Annotated in this window: 18 protein-coding genes; 6 read left to right on the top strand and 12 right to left on the bottom strand. The window is 59.1% G+C overall.

Annotation, left to right across the window (positions count from 1 at the left end):
• Positions 1-61: 61 nt before the first annotated feature.
• Complete coding sequence (locus tag JJB09_RS06690; RefSeq protein WP_201655009.1) at positions 62-1,552, bottom strand: outer membrane beta-barrel protein; 1,491 nt, start codon at positions 1,550-1,552, stop codon at positions 62-64.
• A gap of 265 nt (positions 1,553-1,817) precedes the next feature.
• On the opposite strand from JJB09_RS06690, the gene JJB09_RS06695 reads away from it, so the two are divergent.
• Complete coding sequence (locus JJB09_RS06695; protein ID WP_201655012.1) at positions 1,818-2,813, top strand: KpsF/GutQ family sugar-phosphate isomerase; 996 nt, start codon at positions 1,818-1,820, stop codon at positions 2,811-2,813.
• A gap of 51 nt (positions 2,814-2,864) precedes the next feature.
• Here the strand turns inward: JJB09_RS06695 and JJB09_RS06700 are convergent, their stop codons facing one another.
• The 9 genes from JJB09_RS06700 to JJB09_RS06740 form a co-directional block, all read right to left on the bottom strand.
• Positions 2,865-3,323 carry an NfeD family protein gene (locus tag JJB09_RS06700; protein ID WP_201655015.1) on the bottom strand — a complete coding sequence of 153 codons (459 nt, stop codon included), beginning with the start codon at positions 3,321-3,323 and terminating at the stop codon, positions 2,865-2,867.
• Positions 3,320-4,366 (bottom strand): SPFH domain-containing protein, encoded by a 1,047-nt coding sequence (locus JJB09_RS06705; RefSeq protein WP_246748602.1) that lies wholly within the window; start codon positions 4,364-4,366, stop codon positions 3,320-3,322. Before JJB09_RS06705 ends, JJB09_RS06700 begins: the two co-directional genes overlap by 4 nt.
• 156 nt (positions 4,367-4,522) lie before the next feature.
• Entirely contained in the window at positions 4,523-5,557 is a 1,035-nt protein-coding gene (gene hemH / locus JJB09_RS06710) for a ferrochelatase (protein ID WP_201655018.1), read from the bottom strand.
• Between the two features lie 126 nt (positions 5,558-5,683).
• A complete protein-coding gene (locus JJB09_RS06715) occupies positions 5,684-7,555 on the bottom strand; it encodes a 5'-nucleotidase C-terminal domain-containing protein (RefSeq protein WP_201655021.1) in 1,872 nt (623 codons plus the stop codon).
• 145 nt (positions 7,556-7,700) lie between these two features.
• On the bottom strand, positions 7,701-8,078 hold the full coding sequence (gene omp10 / locus JJB09_RS06720) for an outer membrane lipoprotein Omp10 (protein WP_201655024.1): 378 nt from the start codon (positions 8,076-8,078) through the stop codon (positions 7,701-7,703).
• A 155-nt stretch (positions 8,079-8,233) separates the two neighbouring features.
• Complete coding sequence (locus JJB09_RS06725) at positions 8,234-8,863, bottom strand: HAD-IA family hydrolase (protein WP_201655027.1); 630 nt, start codon at positions 8,861-8,863, stop codon at positions 8,234-8,236.
• A gap of 57 nt (positions 8,864-8,920) precedes the next feature.
• Positions 8,921-10,366 (bottom strand): homospermidine synthase, encoded by a 1,446-nt coding sequence (locus JJB09_RS06730; RefSeq protein WP_201655030.1) that lies wholly within the window; start codon positions 10,364-10,366, stop codon positions 8,921-8,923.
• A gap of 130 nt (positions 10,367-10,496) precedes the next feature.
• Complete coding sequence (locus JJB09_RS06735; protein ID WP_201655033.1) at positions 10,497-11,399, bottom strand: heme-dependent oxidative N-demethylase family protein; 903 nt, start codon at positions 11,397-11,399, stop codon at positions 10,497-10,499.
• Positions 11,400-11,408: 9 nt separating this feature from the next.
• The gene (locus tag JJB09_RS06740; protein WP_201655036.1) at positions 11,409-11,693 is read right to left on the bottom strand and encodes a YciI family protein; all 285 of its coding nucleotides are present in this window, start codon (positions 11,691-11,693) and stop codon (positions 11,409-11,411) included.
• Positions 11,694-11,840: 147 nt separating this feature from the next.
• Between JJB09_RS06740 and trhO the strand changes: the two genes are divergently transcribed.
• From trhO to JJB09_RS06765, 5 genes are all read left to right on the top strand, one after another.
• Complete coding sequence (trhO, locus tag JJB09_RS06745) at positions 11,841-12,785, top strand: oxygen-dependent tRNA uridine(34) hydroxylase TrhO (RefSeq protein WP_201655598.1); 945 nt, start codon at positions 11,841-11,843, stop codon at positions 12,783-12,785.
• A gap of 27 nt (positions 12,786-12,812) precedes the next feature.
• Complete coding sequence (locus JJB09_RS06750; RefSeq protein WP_201655039.1) at positions 12,813-13,994, top strand: amino acid aminotransferase; 1,182 nt, start codon at positions 12,813-12,815, stop codon at positions 13,992-13,994.
• Between the two features lie 118 nt (positions 13,995-14,112).
• On the top strand, positions 14,113-14,586 hold the full coding sequence (locus JJB09_RS06755; RefSeq protein ID WP_201655042.1) for a MarR family winged helix-turn-helix transcriptional regulator: 474 nt from the start codon (positions 14,113-14,115) through the stop codon (positions 14,584-14,586).
• A complete protein-coding gene (locus tag JJB09_RS06760; RefSeq protein WP_201655045.1) occupies positions 14,583-15,044 on the top strand; it encodes a hypothetical protein in 462 nt (153 codons plus the stop codon). The genes JJB09_RS06755 and JJB09_RS06760 overlap by 4 nt, the downstream gene beginning before the upstream one ends.
• A gap of 166 nt (positions 15,045-15,210) precedes the next feature.
• Positions 15,211-16,170: a S1C family serine protease gene (locus JJB09_RS06765; RefSeq protein ID WP_201655048.1), complete on the top strand. Its 960-nt coding sequence runs from the start codon at positions 15,211-15,213 to the stop codon at positions 16,168-16,170.
• Here JJB09_RS06765 and JJB09_RS06770 read toward each other — a convergent pair.
• Positions 16,148-16,717: an NADPH-dependent FMN reductase gene (locus tag JJB09_RS06770; protein ID WP_343228992.1), complete on the bottom strand. Its 570-nt coding sequence runs from the start codon at positions 16,715-16,717 to the stop codon at positions 16,148-16,150. The genes JJB09_RS06765 and JJB09_RS06770 overlap by 23 nt on opposite strands.
• On the bottom strand, positions 16,714-17,109 hold the full coding sequence (locus JJB09_RS06775; protein WP_201655053.1) for a GFA family protein: 396 nt from the start codon (positions 17,107-17,109) through the stop codon (positions 16,714-16,716). The genes JJB09_RS06770 and JJB09_RS06775 overlap by 4 nt, the downstream gene beginning before the upstream one ends.
• Positions 17,110-17,127: the final 18 nt, after the last annotated feature.

Here is a 17,127-nt window from a genome sequence, read left to right on the forward strand (position 1 = left end):
GTGCGAGGGTCGGGATTGTTCCCGGCCCTTTTCATATTGATATCTTGATCGGCCCCAAGCTCTAGCGCTTCAAGGCGATACCTATACCCGCGGTAAAGACATCCGAGGTCGGCACATTGCTTTGGCGCGTTCTTTCCCATGTCGCGTCTGCATTGAGATCGATCGATTGCGAAAGCCCCCAGGTCAGGCCAGCACCGACATTGTACACGGTCTGGCTTGACACTGATGCCTGCGAATAATCGCGCCAGGTGATCGAAGTCGCTAACCGCCCTGTCAATTCGTCGATGATCGCCTGCGTCAACTCCGCGGTGGTGGTGTAGGCAATTGAACCGCTGGCGCCTGCCGTCGTAGACGGCTCAAGCGCGGTCCTCAGGCCAAATGTCGCATCAGTGCCGCGACGCGGCGACCAGGTCGCATTGCCATCGAAAGTAATAGCCGACAACGCGTCCAGCCGTGGATCCTCAAATTCGGCGACGGTATAGCCAGTCGACAGCTCACCACGAAGCTTTTCGCCAAAATCCGCCTCGATCCCAGTTTTGACGGCATAGATCGTCGCATCCCTGACGTAGCCCTGGTCGTCCCGGTGCTGATCATAGATCGATTGTCCGTAGGATGCTTCCAGGAACGGGATCAACGCCGGCGAAAGCTCGTAACCGATGCGTCCTCGCAGGATCGCCGTGTTTTCGTTGCGGTCCTCCTGCGAGACAAATGTGCCGTTGGCGAGTTGCGCGTCTCCATAGGTCTGGCGCTCGAAATCCACACCGACCGTGCCGCGGATGAGCCCCATATCGTGAACAACCTCGGCGCCCGCAATGTAAGTCGACACAAGCGCCTGGTTCGTGGCACCCGATATCGCATTGGCATCGCCGACATCTTCGCGCTGCAGCGAGTAACCGGCCTTGAGGTTCGCCAGCGTCGCATGCGAAATATCCAGTCGGAAAGCGGCATCTATCCTGCCTTCAGGATCGTCCTCGACAATACCGCTCAGCGTCTTTTGCCAAGTACCCTCGGCATCGATCCTCAATTCATGCTGCGACCAGTCCGAAACCAACGATCCCTTCAGACCGGTTTCGAGATAACTGCGCGTCCACTCGTTCTTGCCGGTGCGCGTGCGCTCCATGCCGAGCCTCTCGCTGATCGTCGGACGCAATGTAAATGCACCGAGTGCAACGCCCGGTGCCAGATCACCGTCTGGAGGAAGCGTCGACCTTAGCCCGTCAATGGATTCTTCGCGTGGATTTTGCTGGCGAAGCTCCCCGAGAGTGGCAGCATCGAGAGATTGCTCGGCACTTTCCTCCGTTGCGGAAACGTCAGGCGTATCGGTTTGTGCATCAGCCTGTTCGGCATCTTCGCCCGTCGTCGCGCCGTCGGCATTATCTGTAGTGGCGTTGGAAGGACGCGATAGCCTGAGCTGCGTGTTGCTCGACGATGGATCCAGTGCCGATTGCGCCCATGATTGCTCTGGGGCCGACAGCATGCCGATCTGGACAGCCAGCACAATAGCCGGCAGGCCTTTCCGGACGAGGTCGGACGAGGAGCGGGAACACTTCATTGGATAGACAGCCGGGCATTCTTCGGTTCAGCAGACATTACCTAGGGGTAAACGAGCAAGGTTAATCAATCGTTTCCACCTACACGCGAGATACTCCTGTCGCCCACATGCAGATCATGAAAGCGGCTGATTTTGCAGGTCTAAGCCAACGAGATCTCCAACGGGGGCAAGCCGATGCTGCAATAGCCGTGAATTGGACTTGCTTTAAAACGATTGAGAAATATTCCGGTCTGGACAGGACCGAAAGAAGGAGTAAATCAACCGCATGACAGAAAACATTCTCAAGCTTCCCGACAGTGATGCGGCGCGTTCCGCAATCCGCACCATCAAAGCTGAAAAGACCGGCCTTGCCGATCTTGAACGTGCCCTCGGCAACGGACTTGCACAGCCTTTTGAGGACACCGTGCAGCGTCTGGTTTCGCTGACAGGCCGTGTTGTCGTTTCCGGCATCGGCAAGAGCGGCCATGTCGGCGCCAAGATCGCGGCGACATTCGCCTCCACCGGCACGCCCTCATTCTTCGTGCACCCGGTGGAAGCCAATCATGGCGACCTCGGCATGATTACCGCGCAGGATGCAATCCTTGCGCTATCATGGAGCGGCGAGACGTCGGAGCTCAAAGGAATCGTTGCCTACTCCAGGCGCTTTTCCATTCCGCTGATCGCCCTGACCTCCGGTGAGAATTCGACGCTCGCGCGCGAAGCCGATATCGTGCTCTGCCTTCCCAAGTCGCAGGAAGCCTGCCCGCACGGCCTTGCTCCAACCACGTCGGCTGTGATGCAACTGGCCATCGGCGATGCACTTGCGGTGGCTTTGCTGGAGGCCCGTGGTTTCACCGCAGTGGATTTCAAGACTTTCCATCCCGGCGGCAAGCTGGGTGCGACGCTCGCCCATGTCGGTGATGTCATGCATCACGGCGACAGCCTGCCGCTGGTATCGCTCGGCACCCCAGTGCCTGAAGCAGTCATGGCGCTTTCGCTCAAGCGCTTCGGCTGCGTGGGCGTTATCGGCGAGGACGGCGTTCTGGCCGGCATCGTCACCGACGGCGACATCGCCCGCCGCCTAGACAAGAATCTCGTCGAGATGAAGGTCGAGGAGATCATGACGAAAAACCCCAAGACCGTACGCAGGAATACCCTGGCGACCAGCGCCATGGGCCTTCTCAATCTCTACAATATCTCGGCGCTGATGGTTACCGACGATGACAACCGCCCGATCGGCATCGTGCATTTCCACGATCTGCTCAGGATCGGCGTGGCTTGACGCAAGCCGCTTGGGAGCCCCCTTCCAGTTCGCGGCAAGGGGGTTCGGAGTTCAGAGGGCTTCTACCTTCAGGCCGCTTCCCTCGCTGCCGACGATTTTCACTTTCGTCCCCGCCGGCAACTCCGGCCCGCTGACTGTCCAGAACGCGTCGCCTATCCGAACCCGGCCCCGGCCATTGACAATCGGGTCCGCCAAGCTCGTCGTGCGTCCGACCAGGCTCGCACCGCGATCGTTCAATGTCGGCTCTTCCGATCTGGCCCCGGAACGTTTCAGCCAGTTTCGTCCGATGAACAGGCAGACGCCTGATAGCACCGCGAAGACCAGCCACTGCACCTGCCAGCCCCACCAGCTTGTTTCCCAGAAAAGATTGGAAAGGGCGCCGGTGAGCACGCCGGCGACGCCCACCCAGATCAGAAAGTTGCCCGGCAACGCCACTTCGGCCACCAGCAGAACAATGCCGAATATCCACCAGGCCCAGGGGCCGGCGCTATGGACAAAGTTGCTGATCATGTCTGCCCACCCTGCTGTTCATTGGACCTCATGACAAAGGGATTGGTCGTGCCAGCGGTAACGGACGGCGTGGTCCTCGTTGCCTGGCGCGGCGCCGTCGGCGTCGTGCCGCCGTCACCACCGAAGACTTCCCTGGCTATGGCCCCAATGCCTCCGAGGGAGCCCACGAGCGCAGACGCTTCCATCGGCATCAGCACGATCTTCGAGTTTCCGGCGGTACCGATCGAAGCCAGAGCTTCGGTGTATTTCTGCGCTACGAAGTAGTTGATCGCCTGCACGTTGCCGGCCGCGATGGCCTCGGACACCATTTTCGTCGCCTTGGCTTCGGCCTCGGCCAGTCGTTCGCGCGCTTCGGCCTCACGATAAGCAGCTTCGCGCTCTCCCTCCGCCTTGAGAATGGTTGCCTGCTTGGCGCCCTCGGCCTTGAGGATCTGGGCGTTCTTCGTACCTTCGGCTTCGAGCACAAGCGCGCGCTTCTCGCGCTCGGCCTTCATCTGCCGGGCCATCGAATCGACAAGGTTCTGCGGCGGCGTAATATCCTTGATTTCGACGCGGGTGATCTTGATGCCCCAGGGACTGGCGGCCTCGTCCACCGTGCGCAGCAGCCGCTCGTTGATCGTTTCACGGTTGGAGAGCAACTCGTCGAGATCCATCGACCCCATCACCGAACGGATATTGGTCATGGTGAGGTTGAGCAGCGCCTGATTGAGATTGGAGATCTGGTAGGCCGCCTGAGCGGCGTTCAACACCTGGTAGAATGCCACGGCATCGGCCTTGACGCTGGCGTTGTCCTTGGTGATCACTTCCTGCGTGGGAACATCAAGAACCTGTTCCATCACATTCAGCTTGGCACCGATCGTGTCGATATAGGGAACGATCAGGTTGAGGCCCGGATGCAGCGTTCGCGTATAGCGTCTGAAGCGCTCCACAGTGTAGTTATAGCCTTGCGGTACGGTCTTGATACCGGCAATCAATGTCCAGATGATCAGCACGACGATTGCGATGACGGCGTAGTCCATGCCGGTAAAGGTATCAAGATTCATTATTCCCTCCGAAGGCACGGATTGTTGCGGCCCGTGCCTGTTGTCTACCATAAGACGTTGGTATCCGGCGGTTTATTTGCAAGAGGGCGCAGCCGAATGTGCCGGGAATGGCGGCTTTGCCGCCATGCCCGGACCTGCCGGACACAAATGACTGGTTTATATCCAGCCCATCAACTCGCGCCTCACCTGCGCCTCCAGCACATCCATGCCACCGTCGCTGTCATTGAGGCAGGGAATGTGAGCGAATTTCTCGCCGCCATTGTGATGGAAGCTTTCGGCTGCCTCACCGGCGATTTCTTCCAGCGTTTCCAGACAATCCGAAACGAAACCCGGATTGAGCACGGCGATCCGCTTGACGCCATCCTGCGCCAGCTTCTCGACTGTCTTGTCAGTGTAGGGCTTGAGCCACTCCTCCGGGCCGAACCGCGACTGGAACGTCACCATCAGCTTGCTGTCATCCCAGCCGAGCTTGTCACGCAGCAGCCGCGCCGTCTTCTGGCACTGGCAATAATAAGGGTCGCCCTTGTCGAAATAGGATTGAGGGATGCCGTGGAAGGAAGTGATCACCACTTCCGGCTCCCAGTCGAGTGTGGCCAGATGCGACGTGATCGAATTTGCCAGCGCGTCGACATAGGCCGGCTGGTCGTGATACGGCGGCACGGTGCGCAGTGCCGGTTGCCAGCGCATTGCCTTCAGCGCGTCGAATGCCTTGTCGTTGACAGTCGCCGTGGTCGCCGCCGCATATTGCGGATAGAGCGGAAACAGCAGGATGCGCTCGCACCCCTTGTCCTTCAATGCGTTCAAACGCTCGGCGATGGAAGGATTGCCGTAGCGCATGCCCCAGTCGACGACGACATCGGGATGGTCGCGCAGCCGTTCTGCCAACTTCTCGGTCTGAGAGCGGGTGTAGGTCCTGAGATAGCTCTCATCGAGTTCCTTGTTCCAGATTGTCTCATAGGCCTTGCCGACTTTCTGCGGGCGCTTGTTGAGAACGATGCCGAAGAGGATGGGATACCAGTAGAAAGGCGACCATTCGATCACCCGCCGGTCCATCAGGAACTCCTTGAGATAGCGGCGCATCGATTTGTAGTCGGTGCCATCGGGTGTGCCGAGATTGACGAGCAGCACCCCGATCCTGCCCCGCTTGACCGGGGGATGACTGGCGGGGAAAAGCGGCTCGGCGTCGGTCATGTCTCATCCTTTGTTTTTCTTGTCATACGCCTGGCATCCGCGACCGGATGACGAGCCGGACCGGATATAGGAAATATGAACGGCCCGGGAAAGCCCGGGCCGCGTGGTCAGATTGACGCTCCCGCTCTACTTGGCAGGAATGTTGATTTCCGTGCCGATATGCAGCCGGCGGGCGCGCAAGTCGTTGTTTGCATCGGCAATCTTCTTCCAGAGCCGCCCCTCGCCATAGAACTTTCTGGCGAGATGCCAGAATGTATCGCCCTTGACGATGACGTGTTTGGTCGCGCCACCGGCGGCAAAGGCATCGCTCGCCATTGTCCCGGCTTCGGGCGCCTTGTTGGCAATGTCGGAGGCATCAGCGGGAAGCGCCGGTGCCTTGACTTCCGCCGCGGTGGCTACAACAGCAATACGACCGTCGAGATACGGCTTGTATGGCGATTGCTTGGCAATGAAAGCCGCCGTCGTGTCTTCGAGGCTCGGTCCGAAGTCATAGGCATTCACGGCCTTGTCCCTGAAAACGGCATAACCATCGCCACCGGCCCGGGTGTAATTGTTGGCGACCACGCCGTAGGTCTTGGCATTGTCGAGCGCCACGAATTTGCCACCCTCATTGACCTCGACCGAAACAACCCGACTGCCGGCCGGCTTGGCAGGATCAAAGGTGTATTTCATCCCCGCGACTTGCGGGAAGCGGCCCTTGCCCTCCTCGATCTGGCTCAGGCCACTTTCGAGCGCAGCAAGCACATCGGCGCCCTTGAGTTGGAAGGTAGCAAGCGAATTCTGGAATGGCAGTACCGTCAGCACCTCGCCCATTGTCACCTCGCCGGTATCGATGGACGCACGCAGACCGCCCCCATTGGCAAACGCGATCTGCATACCCTGGTCCTTGACCCGGTCGAGCATCGCGTCGGCGACAAGATTGCCCATCTCGCATTCCTTGGCGCGGCAGGTTTCACGCGAGCCGTCGATCGGCGCCGAAGTCGAACCGATCACCTTCTGCTTCAGCGCTTCGATGGGCGCGCCGAGTTCCTTGATCCGGGCGGTGACTACCTCATCCGGCTTGAAGGATGAATCGATCAGGATCGGATCGCCCTTGGCGGATTTGACGACGCCACTGTCATCGAAGACCACGTCGAGATCGCCGAGATATTTGGAATAGGAACCGGCTTGGACGACCGGAACCTTGTAGCCACCAGGATTGTCCACCATCGTCGGATAGGGACCGGAGGCACCCTTGTCGGTATTCGACAGCAGGCTATGGGAATGGCCGCCCACGACGATATCGACATCCGGGATCTTGGCGATGACAGCGAGGTCGCGGGGATAGCCGACATGGGTCAGCGCGATGATCTTGTTGACCCCTTGCGCCTTGAGCTTCTGCACCTCGTCGCCGATTGCCTTGTCGTCGATGCCGATCATGATGTTGGGACCCGGCGACGCAAGCGTGTCGGTGTCGTTGGCAACCGCACCAACGATACCGATCTTCTGGCCGCCGACATCAAGCACCAGCGAGGGAACGATCCTGTCCTTGATCTTGGATTCGTAACCCGCCACGACATTGGCAGTGACGACGGGGAATTGCACCTTGTCGAGGAAGATCTTCAATCCATCCTCGCTGTCGTCGAACTCATGATTGCCGACGGTCATGGCATCGAACTTCATCGCATTGAGGAACTCGGCTTCTGCCGCACCTTTATAGGTCGTGTAGAACAACGATCCCTGGAAATTGTCACCTGCATTCAGCAGCAGCACATTCTTGCCCGCGAGCGCCGCGCGCGTCTGGTCAATGGCAGTCTTGAGGCGCGCCGCCCCACCGAAGCATTCGTTCTTACCCTCTTCCTCGGCCGAGCAAGTTGAATCGAATTTGTTGATTGCCTCGATGCGCGAATGGAAGTCGTTGATATGCAGGATATTCAGTTCATAGTCCGCCAGTGCGGCACCTGCCGACAGAGCAAGGCCCGAGGCGCTGAGCAGGGCAAAACGAACAATACGGCTCATCATTCTTCTCCTCTTCAATCAGAAATGCCAGCCAGGACGGTTAATCGTCCTGCGCGTCAACTTTTTCATCGAGGTCGGCAATCGCTCCGAACGGGAGATCCGGAGGATGAAATGGAGCAAAAGCGGCCCTTGCGGGCCGGTAACATTATTGCGTGGCGACGTTACCGCGGCGCATGAGCGTAAATTGCGCTCCGGAATCCGCCGTGCAGTTAAGCTGGCCCGGCGAAATCATCGCACAATTGACCTTGGACTGCTTGTTCTGCACGTGTGAGGTCATGCTGATCTCGTACAGATTGTTGCCCGGGAGCTTGACGTAGGTCCCCGAAGCCAGAAGCTGGTTGGTATCGGTCGTACGCGTATTGAAACTGCCGGCCTGGAAGGTCGAAATCAGGCCATTGGGGTCGGTCCAGGCACCGTCGATGCCGACCGCTGCGGGCTGTGTGGGGAGAGGACGTTCACGTTCCGTCGTACAGGAGGCAAGGACAGCAGTCACGATGAGTGCCGGCACGGCGAATTTCTTCATATTTGTATCCCCTTGAGGCCAAAGGGCAAACCCACCCTTCCGGCATGTCAGTCGATAGGTATTTTGGCGCTATTCCAGAATGAAAGCAAGGCATTGGCACACATCATTCGAAGGCCGGGACAAGTTTGCAACATACATCGCTGCCGAGCAGCGTGTCAGCGTCGTGCGAACGACCCATCATCATCGAAGCGCTCCAATATTGACGCCAGCGAGCAATCCCCGGACCAGTGCACCGCTCGCCATCCGGCTGTTTCAGCGGCTGCGACGTTCGCAGCCGTATCATCGATCAACAGCAACTCAGCCGGAGCATGGCGCGATGATCTCGCTATGTGCTGGAAAAAAGCTGGATCCGGTTTGCGACTGCCAATGGCTGCGGAATAGAAGACATCATCAAAATGCGGACCCAAGCCGAGCGTATCGAGCAGGTAGCGGGCGCGCAGATGCTCTTGGTTGGTCGCGAGATACACTCTCATGCCCGCACGTCGCTTGCGTTCGAGTTCGTCCAGCAAAGCAACATTGATTCGCGCATCGTTCTCGAACCAGTATTTGATGAACTCATCGGGATGCAGATGCGGTGCTATTTTCCGCAGCGCCACCGCGAGCCGGACTTCCATGCCGACGCGACCGAGCACGACCTCAGTCCAGTGAGGCAGGAAGAATTCGCTGTGAAGCTGCGCCGGATCGATGCCAAGGTCCGCTTTCAGGTCTGCTGCCCAAGGAAGTCCGTCGCGCGGCCTGCCGCAGACGAGCACACCGTCGACATCGACCATCAGCGCCCTGATCATGCCGCCCCCGGTGCTTAGCCCGGAGCTCGCCTTTGCGAGCTCCGGAACAGGTTGTTGTTAGCGGACCAGAACGTTCCTGAACTGCCAGGGATCCGATGTATCGAGATCCTCGGGGAACAGGCCCGGGCGGCCGTCAAGCGGCGTCCAGTCCGTGTAGTGCCCTTCGACCGGTCCGAGATAGGGCGTCTGCACTTCCAGGCAACGCTTGTAGTCCATCTCGTCGGCTTCAACGATGCCGGCCTTCGGATTTTCGAGTGCCCAGACCATGCCGGCCAGCACTGCTGATGTCACCTGCAGGCCGGTGGCGTTCTGGTAGGGCGCAAGCTTGCGGGCCTGATCGAGCGACAGGCGCGAACCGAACCAATACGCGTTCTTCTCATGGCCGTAGAGCAGGACGCCGAGTTCGTCGATGCCATCGACCAGTTCATCCTCGTCGAGCACATGCTGAACGGGCTGCGCATTGCCGCCGTTGCCGAACATCTCATGCAGCGACAGTATCGCGTCGTTGGACGGATGATAGGCATAGTGGCAGGTCGGCCGGTACGTCACCGCGTCGTCCTTGTCCCGGACAGTGAAATATTCGGCGATCGAGATCGATTCATTGTGGGTGACAAGGAAGCCATATTGGGGGCCGGGCGTCGGGCACCACGTGCGGACACGGGTATTGCCGCCGGGCTGCTCGAGATAGATTGCCGACTTATGGCCCTTCTTGAACTTCTTGCCGTTCTTGGGCATCCACTTCTCGTGCGTGCCCCAGCCGAGTTCGGCTGGCTGCAGGCCTTCCGAAATGAAGCCCTCCACCGACCAGGTGTTCCAAAAGACGTTCAGCGGCTTGGGATGCTTGGTGCGCTGTGTATCGCGTTCGGCGATGTGGACGCCCTTGACGCCCGCCTTCTTCATCAGCTTGGCCCAGCCTTCACGGTCGTCCTGCGAAGGCTCATCGAACTTCAGGCCGATTTCATTGGAAAGGTTGACCAGCGCCTGCTTGACCAACCAGGAAACCATGCCCGGATTGGCGCCGCAGGTGGAAACGGCTGTCGTGCCACCCGGATTTCTGGCCTTTTCCTTGCGCATCGTGTCGCGCAACGCGTAGTTCGTGCGCTCGGAATTATCCATGCCCTTGTCGAAATAGAAACCGAGCCAGGGTTCGACGACGGTATCGACATAGAGCACGTCGTGCTTGCGGCACAACTTCATGAGGTCGACCGAGGAAATGTCGACCGAGAGGTTGACGCAGAAGCCCTGCCCTTCGCCTTCCGTCAGGAGCGGCTTGAGCAACGTCTTGTAGTTGTCCTTGGTGACATGCGCCTGGATGTGCCTGATCCCATGCTTCTTGAGAAGCTCCGCTTCATCGTTTCGCGGTTCAATGACCACCATCCGGCTCTTGTCGAACTTAAAGTGACGCTCGATGAGGGGTAAAGTACCACGTCCGATCGAGCCAAAACCGATCATCACGATCGGACCAGTGATTTCGCCATATACCGGATAGTTTTGTTCATTCATTTAGGGAAGCACTCCTTTAAAGTTTCAAGCCCGCTCACTAACCACGTTTCCGTGTCACAAAAAAGCGGAATTTGTGGGGTTCCAGCCCGATACCTGGAGTGTTTCGGCGGCTTTTCAGGACTTTTGCAGTTCAGACCCCGGCAAAACTGACAGCATGCCTGAGGTGATCGACCAGCGCATCGCGCTTGCTGAGCATGCCCTTGTATGCCAGTTGCTCGGGGGTGAATTCCATCAACTTGGCCGCGAGTGCATTGGCCATCCTGCCATCATCGTCGAGCGACGTGACAAGCGAAATCGGGTCGTTGTAGATGCGGATGGTAAAGACGATGCCGCCCGTCACGGGAAGCCTGCGCAGCGTCTGTCTCTCGATGCGGATGAAATTGGTCGCCGGGGTAAATTTGGCTTTGTTAGCGTGTGCGCTGCGCTCGGGTGGCCAAAAAAGTTCGCCGGCAGGATAGATCGACCAGTTGAACCGGACAGCCGGCAGATCCGGCTGGAGGTTGTCGAAAATGCGGTTGAGCATTGTGGCATTGCGTGTACCGCCTTCGAATCCTGGCACGTGGGCATGCACGCCTTCCATCGGCAATCCAGCCTTTTCACGAAGCGTCCAGCCCGAGGGAAAGGCGAGATGGGCTGCGACGAGATGCCACCCCGCCTCTCGTTTTTCGAGAATGACGAGGTCATCCTGCACCAGCGCTGCAGCCTTCTGGATCGGCACAGTGCCGGGATCGGCAAGATCGACCTCTCGATCGAGGAACGCCATCCGGTCTCCCGATCTCACATAGCGGTCTGCATGCTTCGATGTGAGATGGTCCACAATCAGGTCGAGACATTCCTGCTGGGCAGGCAGGGACTGCTCCTCGGAATAGAAGATCTCGTCGAAATGGGTCGCAGCAAGCCGGTCCTTTTCAGCAAGGAACGCTTCGAGATCGTCATCCGGCTCGATCCATCCATCCGGATCGAGCGCGGAGAGGCCGATGCTGAACGGCTTCAGATTGGTGTCATAAGGCGTGTGTTTCGGGGCGCTTGTCATATGTCGGGATCAGGCCTGCAAGTTTTCGAAGCCTTCGGCCGTCGAGGTGAACGCACACTCGAAAAATTCGTATTGCCCAATACTATTCACGACGAAGGGATCGCTTTCGCAGAATTCCTCGATTTCGATCCGGTCGCCGCGCGCGAGAATGATGCCGCCCGTGCGCGGTACTTTTCGACCCGATGCGACAAACCAGCCCTCGTCGTAGCCTCGTTTAACCCATGTCATGTGCGCTTCCATGAAAGCATCGGCCTTTTCGATTTCGGTCGTATAGGTCAGGGACAGGATGAGCATTGGATAACCATGGATGAAGGAAAAGAGGCTGGAACCGTACCATCTTACCGTGGCAAAGCAAGATTGGGCCGCAATGTCGCAGGCAGCCACCATCCGGAATGGCGTACGGCGATTGCGCTTGGCGCCCAAAAGCGCTATTTCCCCGCCATGACCGAGAGCACGATCCAACCCCGTCCCGAACTGTCCGGCCCCTACCTGGTGGCCGCGCTTTACCATTTTGTCCCCTTCCCGCGTTTTCGCGATTTTCGTGAACCGCTGCAGACCTTCTGCCTGGAAAACGACGTGGTGGGGTCGCTGCTGATTGCCCACGAAGGCATCAACGGCACGATTGCCGGGCCGGACGAAGGCCTTCGCAACGTGCTGGCCTATCTTCGCGCCCAGCCGGAATTTTCGGCGCTGGAGCACAAGGAAAGCCGGGCTTCGAAGAAGCCGTTCCTGCGGATGAAGGTCAAGCTCAAGAAAGAGATCGTCACCATGGGCGTCGAGGATATCGACCCGCTCAAGGTCGTCGGCACCTATGTCGCGCCAAAGGATTGGAACGCGCTCATCACCGATCCGGATACGATCGTGATCGACACGCGTAACGACTACGAGACGGCTCTCGGCGTTTTCTCCGGCGCGGTCGATCCCAATATCAAGACCTTCCGCGAGTTCCCGGACTGGGTGAAGGACAATGCGGGCCTGCATAACAAACCGAAGATCGCCATGTACTGCACCGGTGGAATCCGCTGCGAAAAAGCAACCGCCTACATGAAGGATCAAGGCTTCGATGAGGTTTATCACCTCAAGGGCGGCATCCTCAAATATCTGGAGGAAGTGCCTTCCGAGGAAAGCCTTTGGGAAGGCGCCTGCTTCGTTTTCGACGAGCGCGTTTCCGTCGTCCAGGATCTTCAGGAGGGTGGCCACAAGCTTTGCCGCGCCTGCCGCCATCCACTGTCGGCGGAAGATCTGCAGCATCGCCACTACGAGGCAGGCGTTTCCTGTCCGCAATGCTATGAAGTCCGCAGCGAGGACGATCGCAACCGGTTCCGCGAGCGCGAACGCCAGACCAAACTGGCCAAGCAGCGCGGCCAACAGCATTTCGGCTCGTAATTCCGTTCAAACAGACAGGATAGTCCCATGTTCGAGACATTGACCGCCGCTCCGCCCGACAAGATCCTCAGCCTTTCGGTCCTCTACCGGAACGATCCAAGGCCGACGAAAATCGATCTCGGCGTCGGCGTCTACAAGGATTCGGCCGGCGCAACCGTGATCATGGGCGCGGTGCGCGAAGCCGAAAAGCGACTCTACGACAGCCAGAAGACCAAAACCTATGTCGGCATGGCCGGCGACGAAGGCTTCAACAAGGGCATGTTGAAACTGGTGTTCGGCGAAGGCGCCGATCTCAGCCGGATGTTTGCCTGCCAGACGGCGGGTGGCTCCGGTGCGCTGCGGACGCTTGCCGAACTTCTGGCGAAGGCCCGGCCGGATGCGACGGTCTGGCTTTCGGACCCGACCTGGGCAAACCATGCACCGATCCTCAAGGCAGCGGGCCTGAAGACGGCTGTCTATCCGTATTTCGATGCGGCGACCGGCCTGGTGAAGGCCGAAGCGATGCTTGATGGGCTGAAGAAGGCCGCAAAGGGTGACATCGTCCTGCTGCACGGCTGCTGCCACAATCCGACCGGAGCAAATCTGTCGATCGAACAATGGGGCCCGGTCGCGGACCTGCTGGTCGAACGCGAGCTGTTTCCGTTTGTCGATCTGGCCTATCAGGGTTTTGGCGACGGCCTCGAGGATGACGCCGCTCCGGTTCGCCTGCTGGCATCGAAGGTTCCGGAGATGGTGGTCGCCACCTCCTGCTCCAAGAACTTTTCCGTCTATCGCGACCGCGTCGGCGCGGCTATCCTGATGGGCAAGGACGCCGACAGCGTCAAGATCGCCGGCAGCCAGGCGCTTGCCACCACCCGCGTCCTCTATTCGATGCCGCCCGACCATGCCGCCGCCGCCGTGCGGATCATCATGGAAGACGCCGGGCTCTATGCCGACTGGAAAACAGAGCTCGAGTCCATGCGGCTCAGAATGCTCAACCTGCGCACAGGCTTTGCGGAAGCGCTCCGTCGCCAGTCGAATTCCGCGCGCTTCGACTTCATTGCCGATCATCGCGGCATGTTCTCGCGGCTCGGCATCACCGAAGCCCAGGTCGACCGGCTGCGGGACGAATACGGGATCTACATGGTCGGCGACTCCCGCTTCAATGTTGCGGGCCTGAAGGAAGATCAGCTCGAAGACCTCGCCAAGGCCGTGGTTTCGGTGCTCTGATACCTCCAGCAGTACAGGAATCCAAAGAACGGGTCGGAAGGCCCGTTTTATTTTGTTTGCTTTCATTTTGACAACCGGCTGTCATTATGGTAACTAGTTGTCGTTATGGAGGTAACGAATGGATCCGAGAACCATACAGGCGCAAGCCCTGACGGACATCATGCTGGCAATATTCCGTATCAACGGAAAGCTGCTCGCCCAAGGCGACACGGTGTCGGCACCGCTGGGGCTTACAAGCGCCCGTTGGCAGGTACTGGGCGCCATTGCGTTGTCCGACCGACCGCAAAGCGTGCCACAGATCGCCGAGACGATGGGCATAACCCGGCAGGGCGCGCAGAAACAGGTCAACCTGCTCGAAGCGGATGGCTTGGCCTTGGCCATGCCGAATCCGCGCCACAAGCGCTCGCCACTCTACCATCTGACCGAAGCCGGGATCGGCACATTTGCCAACATCAACAACCGTCACACCATGTGGGCCAACAGGCTCTCCGATGGGATGGCGACGTCCGATCTCCAGCGCACGCTCGAAGTCATGGGCAGTCTCGAAGCGAGGCTTGAGATAGTCGACCCGCTGAAAGCGAGCGAACCATGAAAACGATTCTGCATGCCGCTGCTGGTGCACTTTCCCTCTTGCTCGTTACGAGTTTTCTCGCTTCGACAATTGTCGCCGAGCTGTTCCTGACCTATTCGGCGGTTGCGTCCGTCAAGGCGGTGATCGCCGCTACGATCGCCTTGCTGGTGCTCTCGATGGTGGCGACGGGTGCGAGCGGCGCGTTTCTGGCGCGCGGTCGCATCAGCCCGATTATCGCTGCAAAGATGCGACGCATGAAGCTGATCGCGGCCAACGGATTGATCGTGATGCTACCCTCGGCAATCTTCCTTTATCTCCGCTCCGCCGATAATCATTTCGATGCGATTTTCCTGACGGTCCAGGCAATCGAAATTGCAGGCGGCATCGTACAGCTCGGCCTTCTCGGCGCGAACTTCCGCGACGGGCTGAGGATGACACGAACGAGGCGGTCAGCCGCCCGCCGATCGACATCCCCGTAGCTCCGGGCGTTTTCGCCTCCACAATCGCATCGCCTTGAAACTGTGGCGCGGCATTCATACTTTTGTTCCAACTGGTTTCACTCAAATGCAGGTGCGCTCGAGGGGAGGCGTGCGGATTGATATCCGCCGTGCTCGCGATGTGCTTTCCCTGCCCGAGGATAATTTGATGGGCTACATTGATCGGGAAATGCATTCCGGCGCCGACAGCGAATTGCTCGACGCCTATTCGCAAACCGTTTCACGCGCCGTAGACCTCATCGGCCCGTCCGTTGCGCAGATTACCGTGGGTACCAAGGGTCGCGGCGGCCAAGGCTCCGGCTTCGTCATCTCACCGGACGGATTGATCGTCACCAACAACCATGTCGTTTCGGAAGCTCGAAGCGTGCGGGTGAAGATGCCCGATGGCATTGCCAGCGAGGCCCGCGTTCTCGGTCGAGACCCCGATACCGATATCGCGCTGATCCGCACCGATGCCAGCCTCAGCGTGTCGGCACCGCTCGGCAATTCCAAAAACCTGAAGCGTGGTCAGATCGCTATTGCCATCGGCAATCCTCTTGGATTCGAATGGACAGTGACATCTGGCGTCGTGTCCGCGTTGGGTCGCTCGATGCGTGCCCAGAACGGCCGATTGATCGATGACGTCATCCAGACCGACGCCTCTCTGAATCCCGGCAACTCCGGCGGGCCGCTGGTATCGTCGGCAGGCGAGGTGATCGGCGTCAACACCGCGGTTATCGTGGGGGCGCAGGGCATTGCCTTTGCCGTCGCGTCGAACACCGCAAATTTCGTCATTTCGGAAATCCTGCGCTTCGGGCATGTCCGGCGCGCCTTCATCGGTGTCGCGGCCGATACGGTAGCGCTACCGCGCCATATCGCCGTTCGAGCCGGACTTACGGGCGAGACATCGGTGCGGATCCGGAGAATCGAGACGGACAGCCCGGCGGCAAAAGCCGGCCTGCTCGAGGGCGATCTGGTGCTGGCGATAGAGGGCCAGCCTGTGCTCGGCGTCGATGACCTGATCAGGTTACTCAATGGTGACCGCATAGGTCAGCCGACCGAGTTCACCATCCTGCCGATCGGCAACACCATCGAAAAGAGGACGGTCATTCCCGCGCCCCGGTCCTGAGGCGACAGGCTTTGATCCAGTCCGTGAACTCGACAAGCCCCCGGCGCATGCAGGCCTTGGTGTCGGGGGCATCCAGAATGCCCGCGATTTCCGGCGACGGCTTGCCGAGAAGATGGATGCTGATTGTCGTTTTCGGCGTCAGCGCTACCGACATCGTATTCAGAACCTCCCGAAGGGCCGTATGCGCATAATCGCTTCGGTTCGATGCGCGCGCGAGCATGACCGGTTTGTGGGGGATCTCGTCTCGCGAGACCAGCCAGTCGAGCGCATTCTTCAGCCCGCCCGGAATTCCATGGGCGTATTCCGGGCAGGCGATGATCAAGGCGTCTGCGGCCCGCACCTTATTTGCGAAATGCGCCACGCTTGCGGGCGTCAAATCGCCTTCCAAATCGGGATTGAAGATCGGCAGATCGCCAATGCAATCGCAGATCTCGATAGCCATGCACTCCGGGGAGACCTCGGCCAGGGCCCGCAACAGAGCGCTGTTTGTCGAGCGTTGCCGCAAACTTCCGGAAATCGCATAGATCCGTGCGGTCGCTATCGTCACGACATCTTCTCGAATTCGGGAATATCGAGTGGTGCGTGATCCCACCATGGACGGACATATGTGTTGACCCGGTTTTGCGGGGCAAATTCCGATGGATCGTCCAGAGTTCCAGCATAAATCGACCAGCGCGGATCGCTATCAGGCCCGGAGCCGAAAATCTGGCTGCCACAGGTCTCGCAGAAATAGCGGATCGTCTCCTCGCCGCTGCCACCGATCATGGAGTATGCCCGGATTTTGCCGGTATAGGCGACCTCAGATCTGTCGAAGATCATGTAGCAGCAATGACCGGTGCCGGTGGCGCGCTGGCAATCGCGACAATGGCAGAAGCCGCTGAAACGCGGCTCAGATTTTGTGGTGTAACGGACGGCGCCGCAAAGACATCCCCCCTTCACATGCGCCTCCGTTGCGAG

Source organism: Phytoamicus setariae, assembly GCF_016722925.1.
Classification (GTDB): domain Bacteria; phylum Pseudomonadota; class Alphaproteobacteria; order Rhizobiales; family Rhizobiaceae; genus Rhizobium_E; species Rhizobium_E setariae.

Coding starts and splice junctions, on each gene's coding strand:
- omp10 (WP_201655024.1), bottom strand. CDS start 8,078: ATGAAGAAATTCGCCGTGCCGGCACTCATCGTGACTGCTGTCCTTGCC.
- JJB09_RS06690 (WP_201655009.1), bottom strand. CDS start 1,552: ATGAAGTGTTCCCGCTCCTCGTCCGACCTCGTCCGGAAAGGCCTGCCG.
- JJB09_RS06715 (WP_201655021.1), bottom strand. CDS start 7,555: ATGAGCCGTATTGTTCGTTTTGCCCTGCTCAGCGCCTCGGGCCTTGCT.
- JJB09_RS06700 (WP_201655015.1), bottom strand. CDS start 3,323: ATGATCAGCAACTTTGTCCATAGCGCCGGCCCCTGGGCCTGGTGGATA.
- JJB09_RS06750 (WP_201655039.1), top strand. CDS start 12,813: ATGTTCGAGACATTGACCGCCGCTCCGCCCGACAAGATCCTCAGCCTT.
- JJB09_RS06730 (WP_201655030.1), bottom strand. CDS start 10,366: ATGAATGAACAAAACTATCCGGTATATGGCGAAATCACTGGTCCGATC.
- JJB09_RS06740 (WP_201655036.1), bottom strand. CDS start 11,693: ATGCTCATCCTGTCCCTGACCTATACGACCGAAATCGAAAAGGCCGAT.
- JJB09_RS06725 (WP_201655027.1), bottom strand. CDS start 8,863: ATGATCAGGGCGCTGATGGTCGATGTCGACGGTGTGCTCGTCTGCGGC.
- trhO (WP_201655598.1), top strand. CDS start 11,841: ATGACCGAGAGCACGATCCAACCCCGTCCCGAACTGTCCGGCCCCTAC.
- JJB09_RS06735 (WP_201655033.1), bottom strand. CDS start 11,399: ATGACAAGCGCCCCGAAACACACGCCTTATGACACCAATCTGAAGCCG.
- JJB09_RS06765 (WP_201655048.1), top strand. CDS start 15,211: ATGGGCTACATTGATCGGGAAATGCATTCCGGCGCCGACAGCGAATTG.
- hemH (WP_201655018.1), bottom strand. CDS start 5,557: ATGACCGACGCCGAGCCGCTTTTCCCCGCCAGTCATCCCCCGGTCAAG.
- JJB09_RS06695 (WP_201655012.1), top strand. CDS start 1,818: ATGACAGAAAACATTCTCAAGCTTCCCGACAGTGATGCGGCGCGTTCC.
- JJB09_RS06755 (WP_201655042.1), top strand. CDS start 14,113: ATGGATCCGAGAACCATACAGGCGCAAGCCCTGACGGACATCATGCTG.
- JJB09_RS06760 (WP_201655045.1), top strand. CDS start 14,583: ATGAAAACGATTCTGCATGCCGCTGCTGGTGCACTTTCCCTCTTGCTC.
- JJB09_RS06705 (WP_246748602.1), bottom strand. CDS start 4,366: ATGAATCTTGATACCTTTACCGGCATGGACTACGCCGTCATCGCAATC.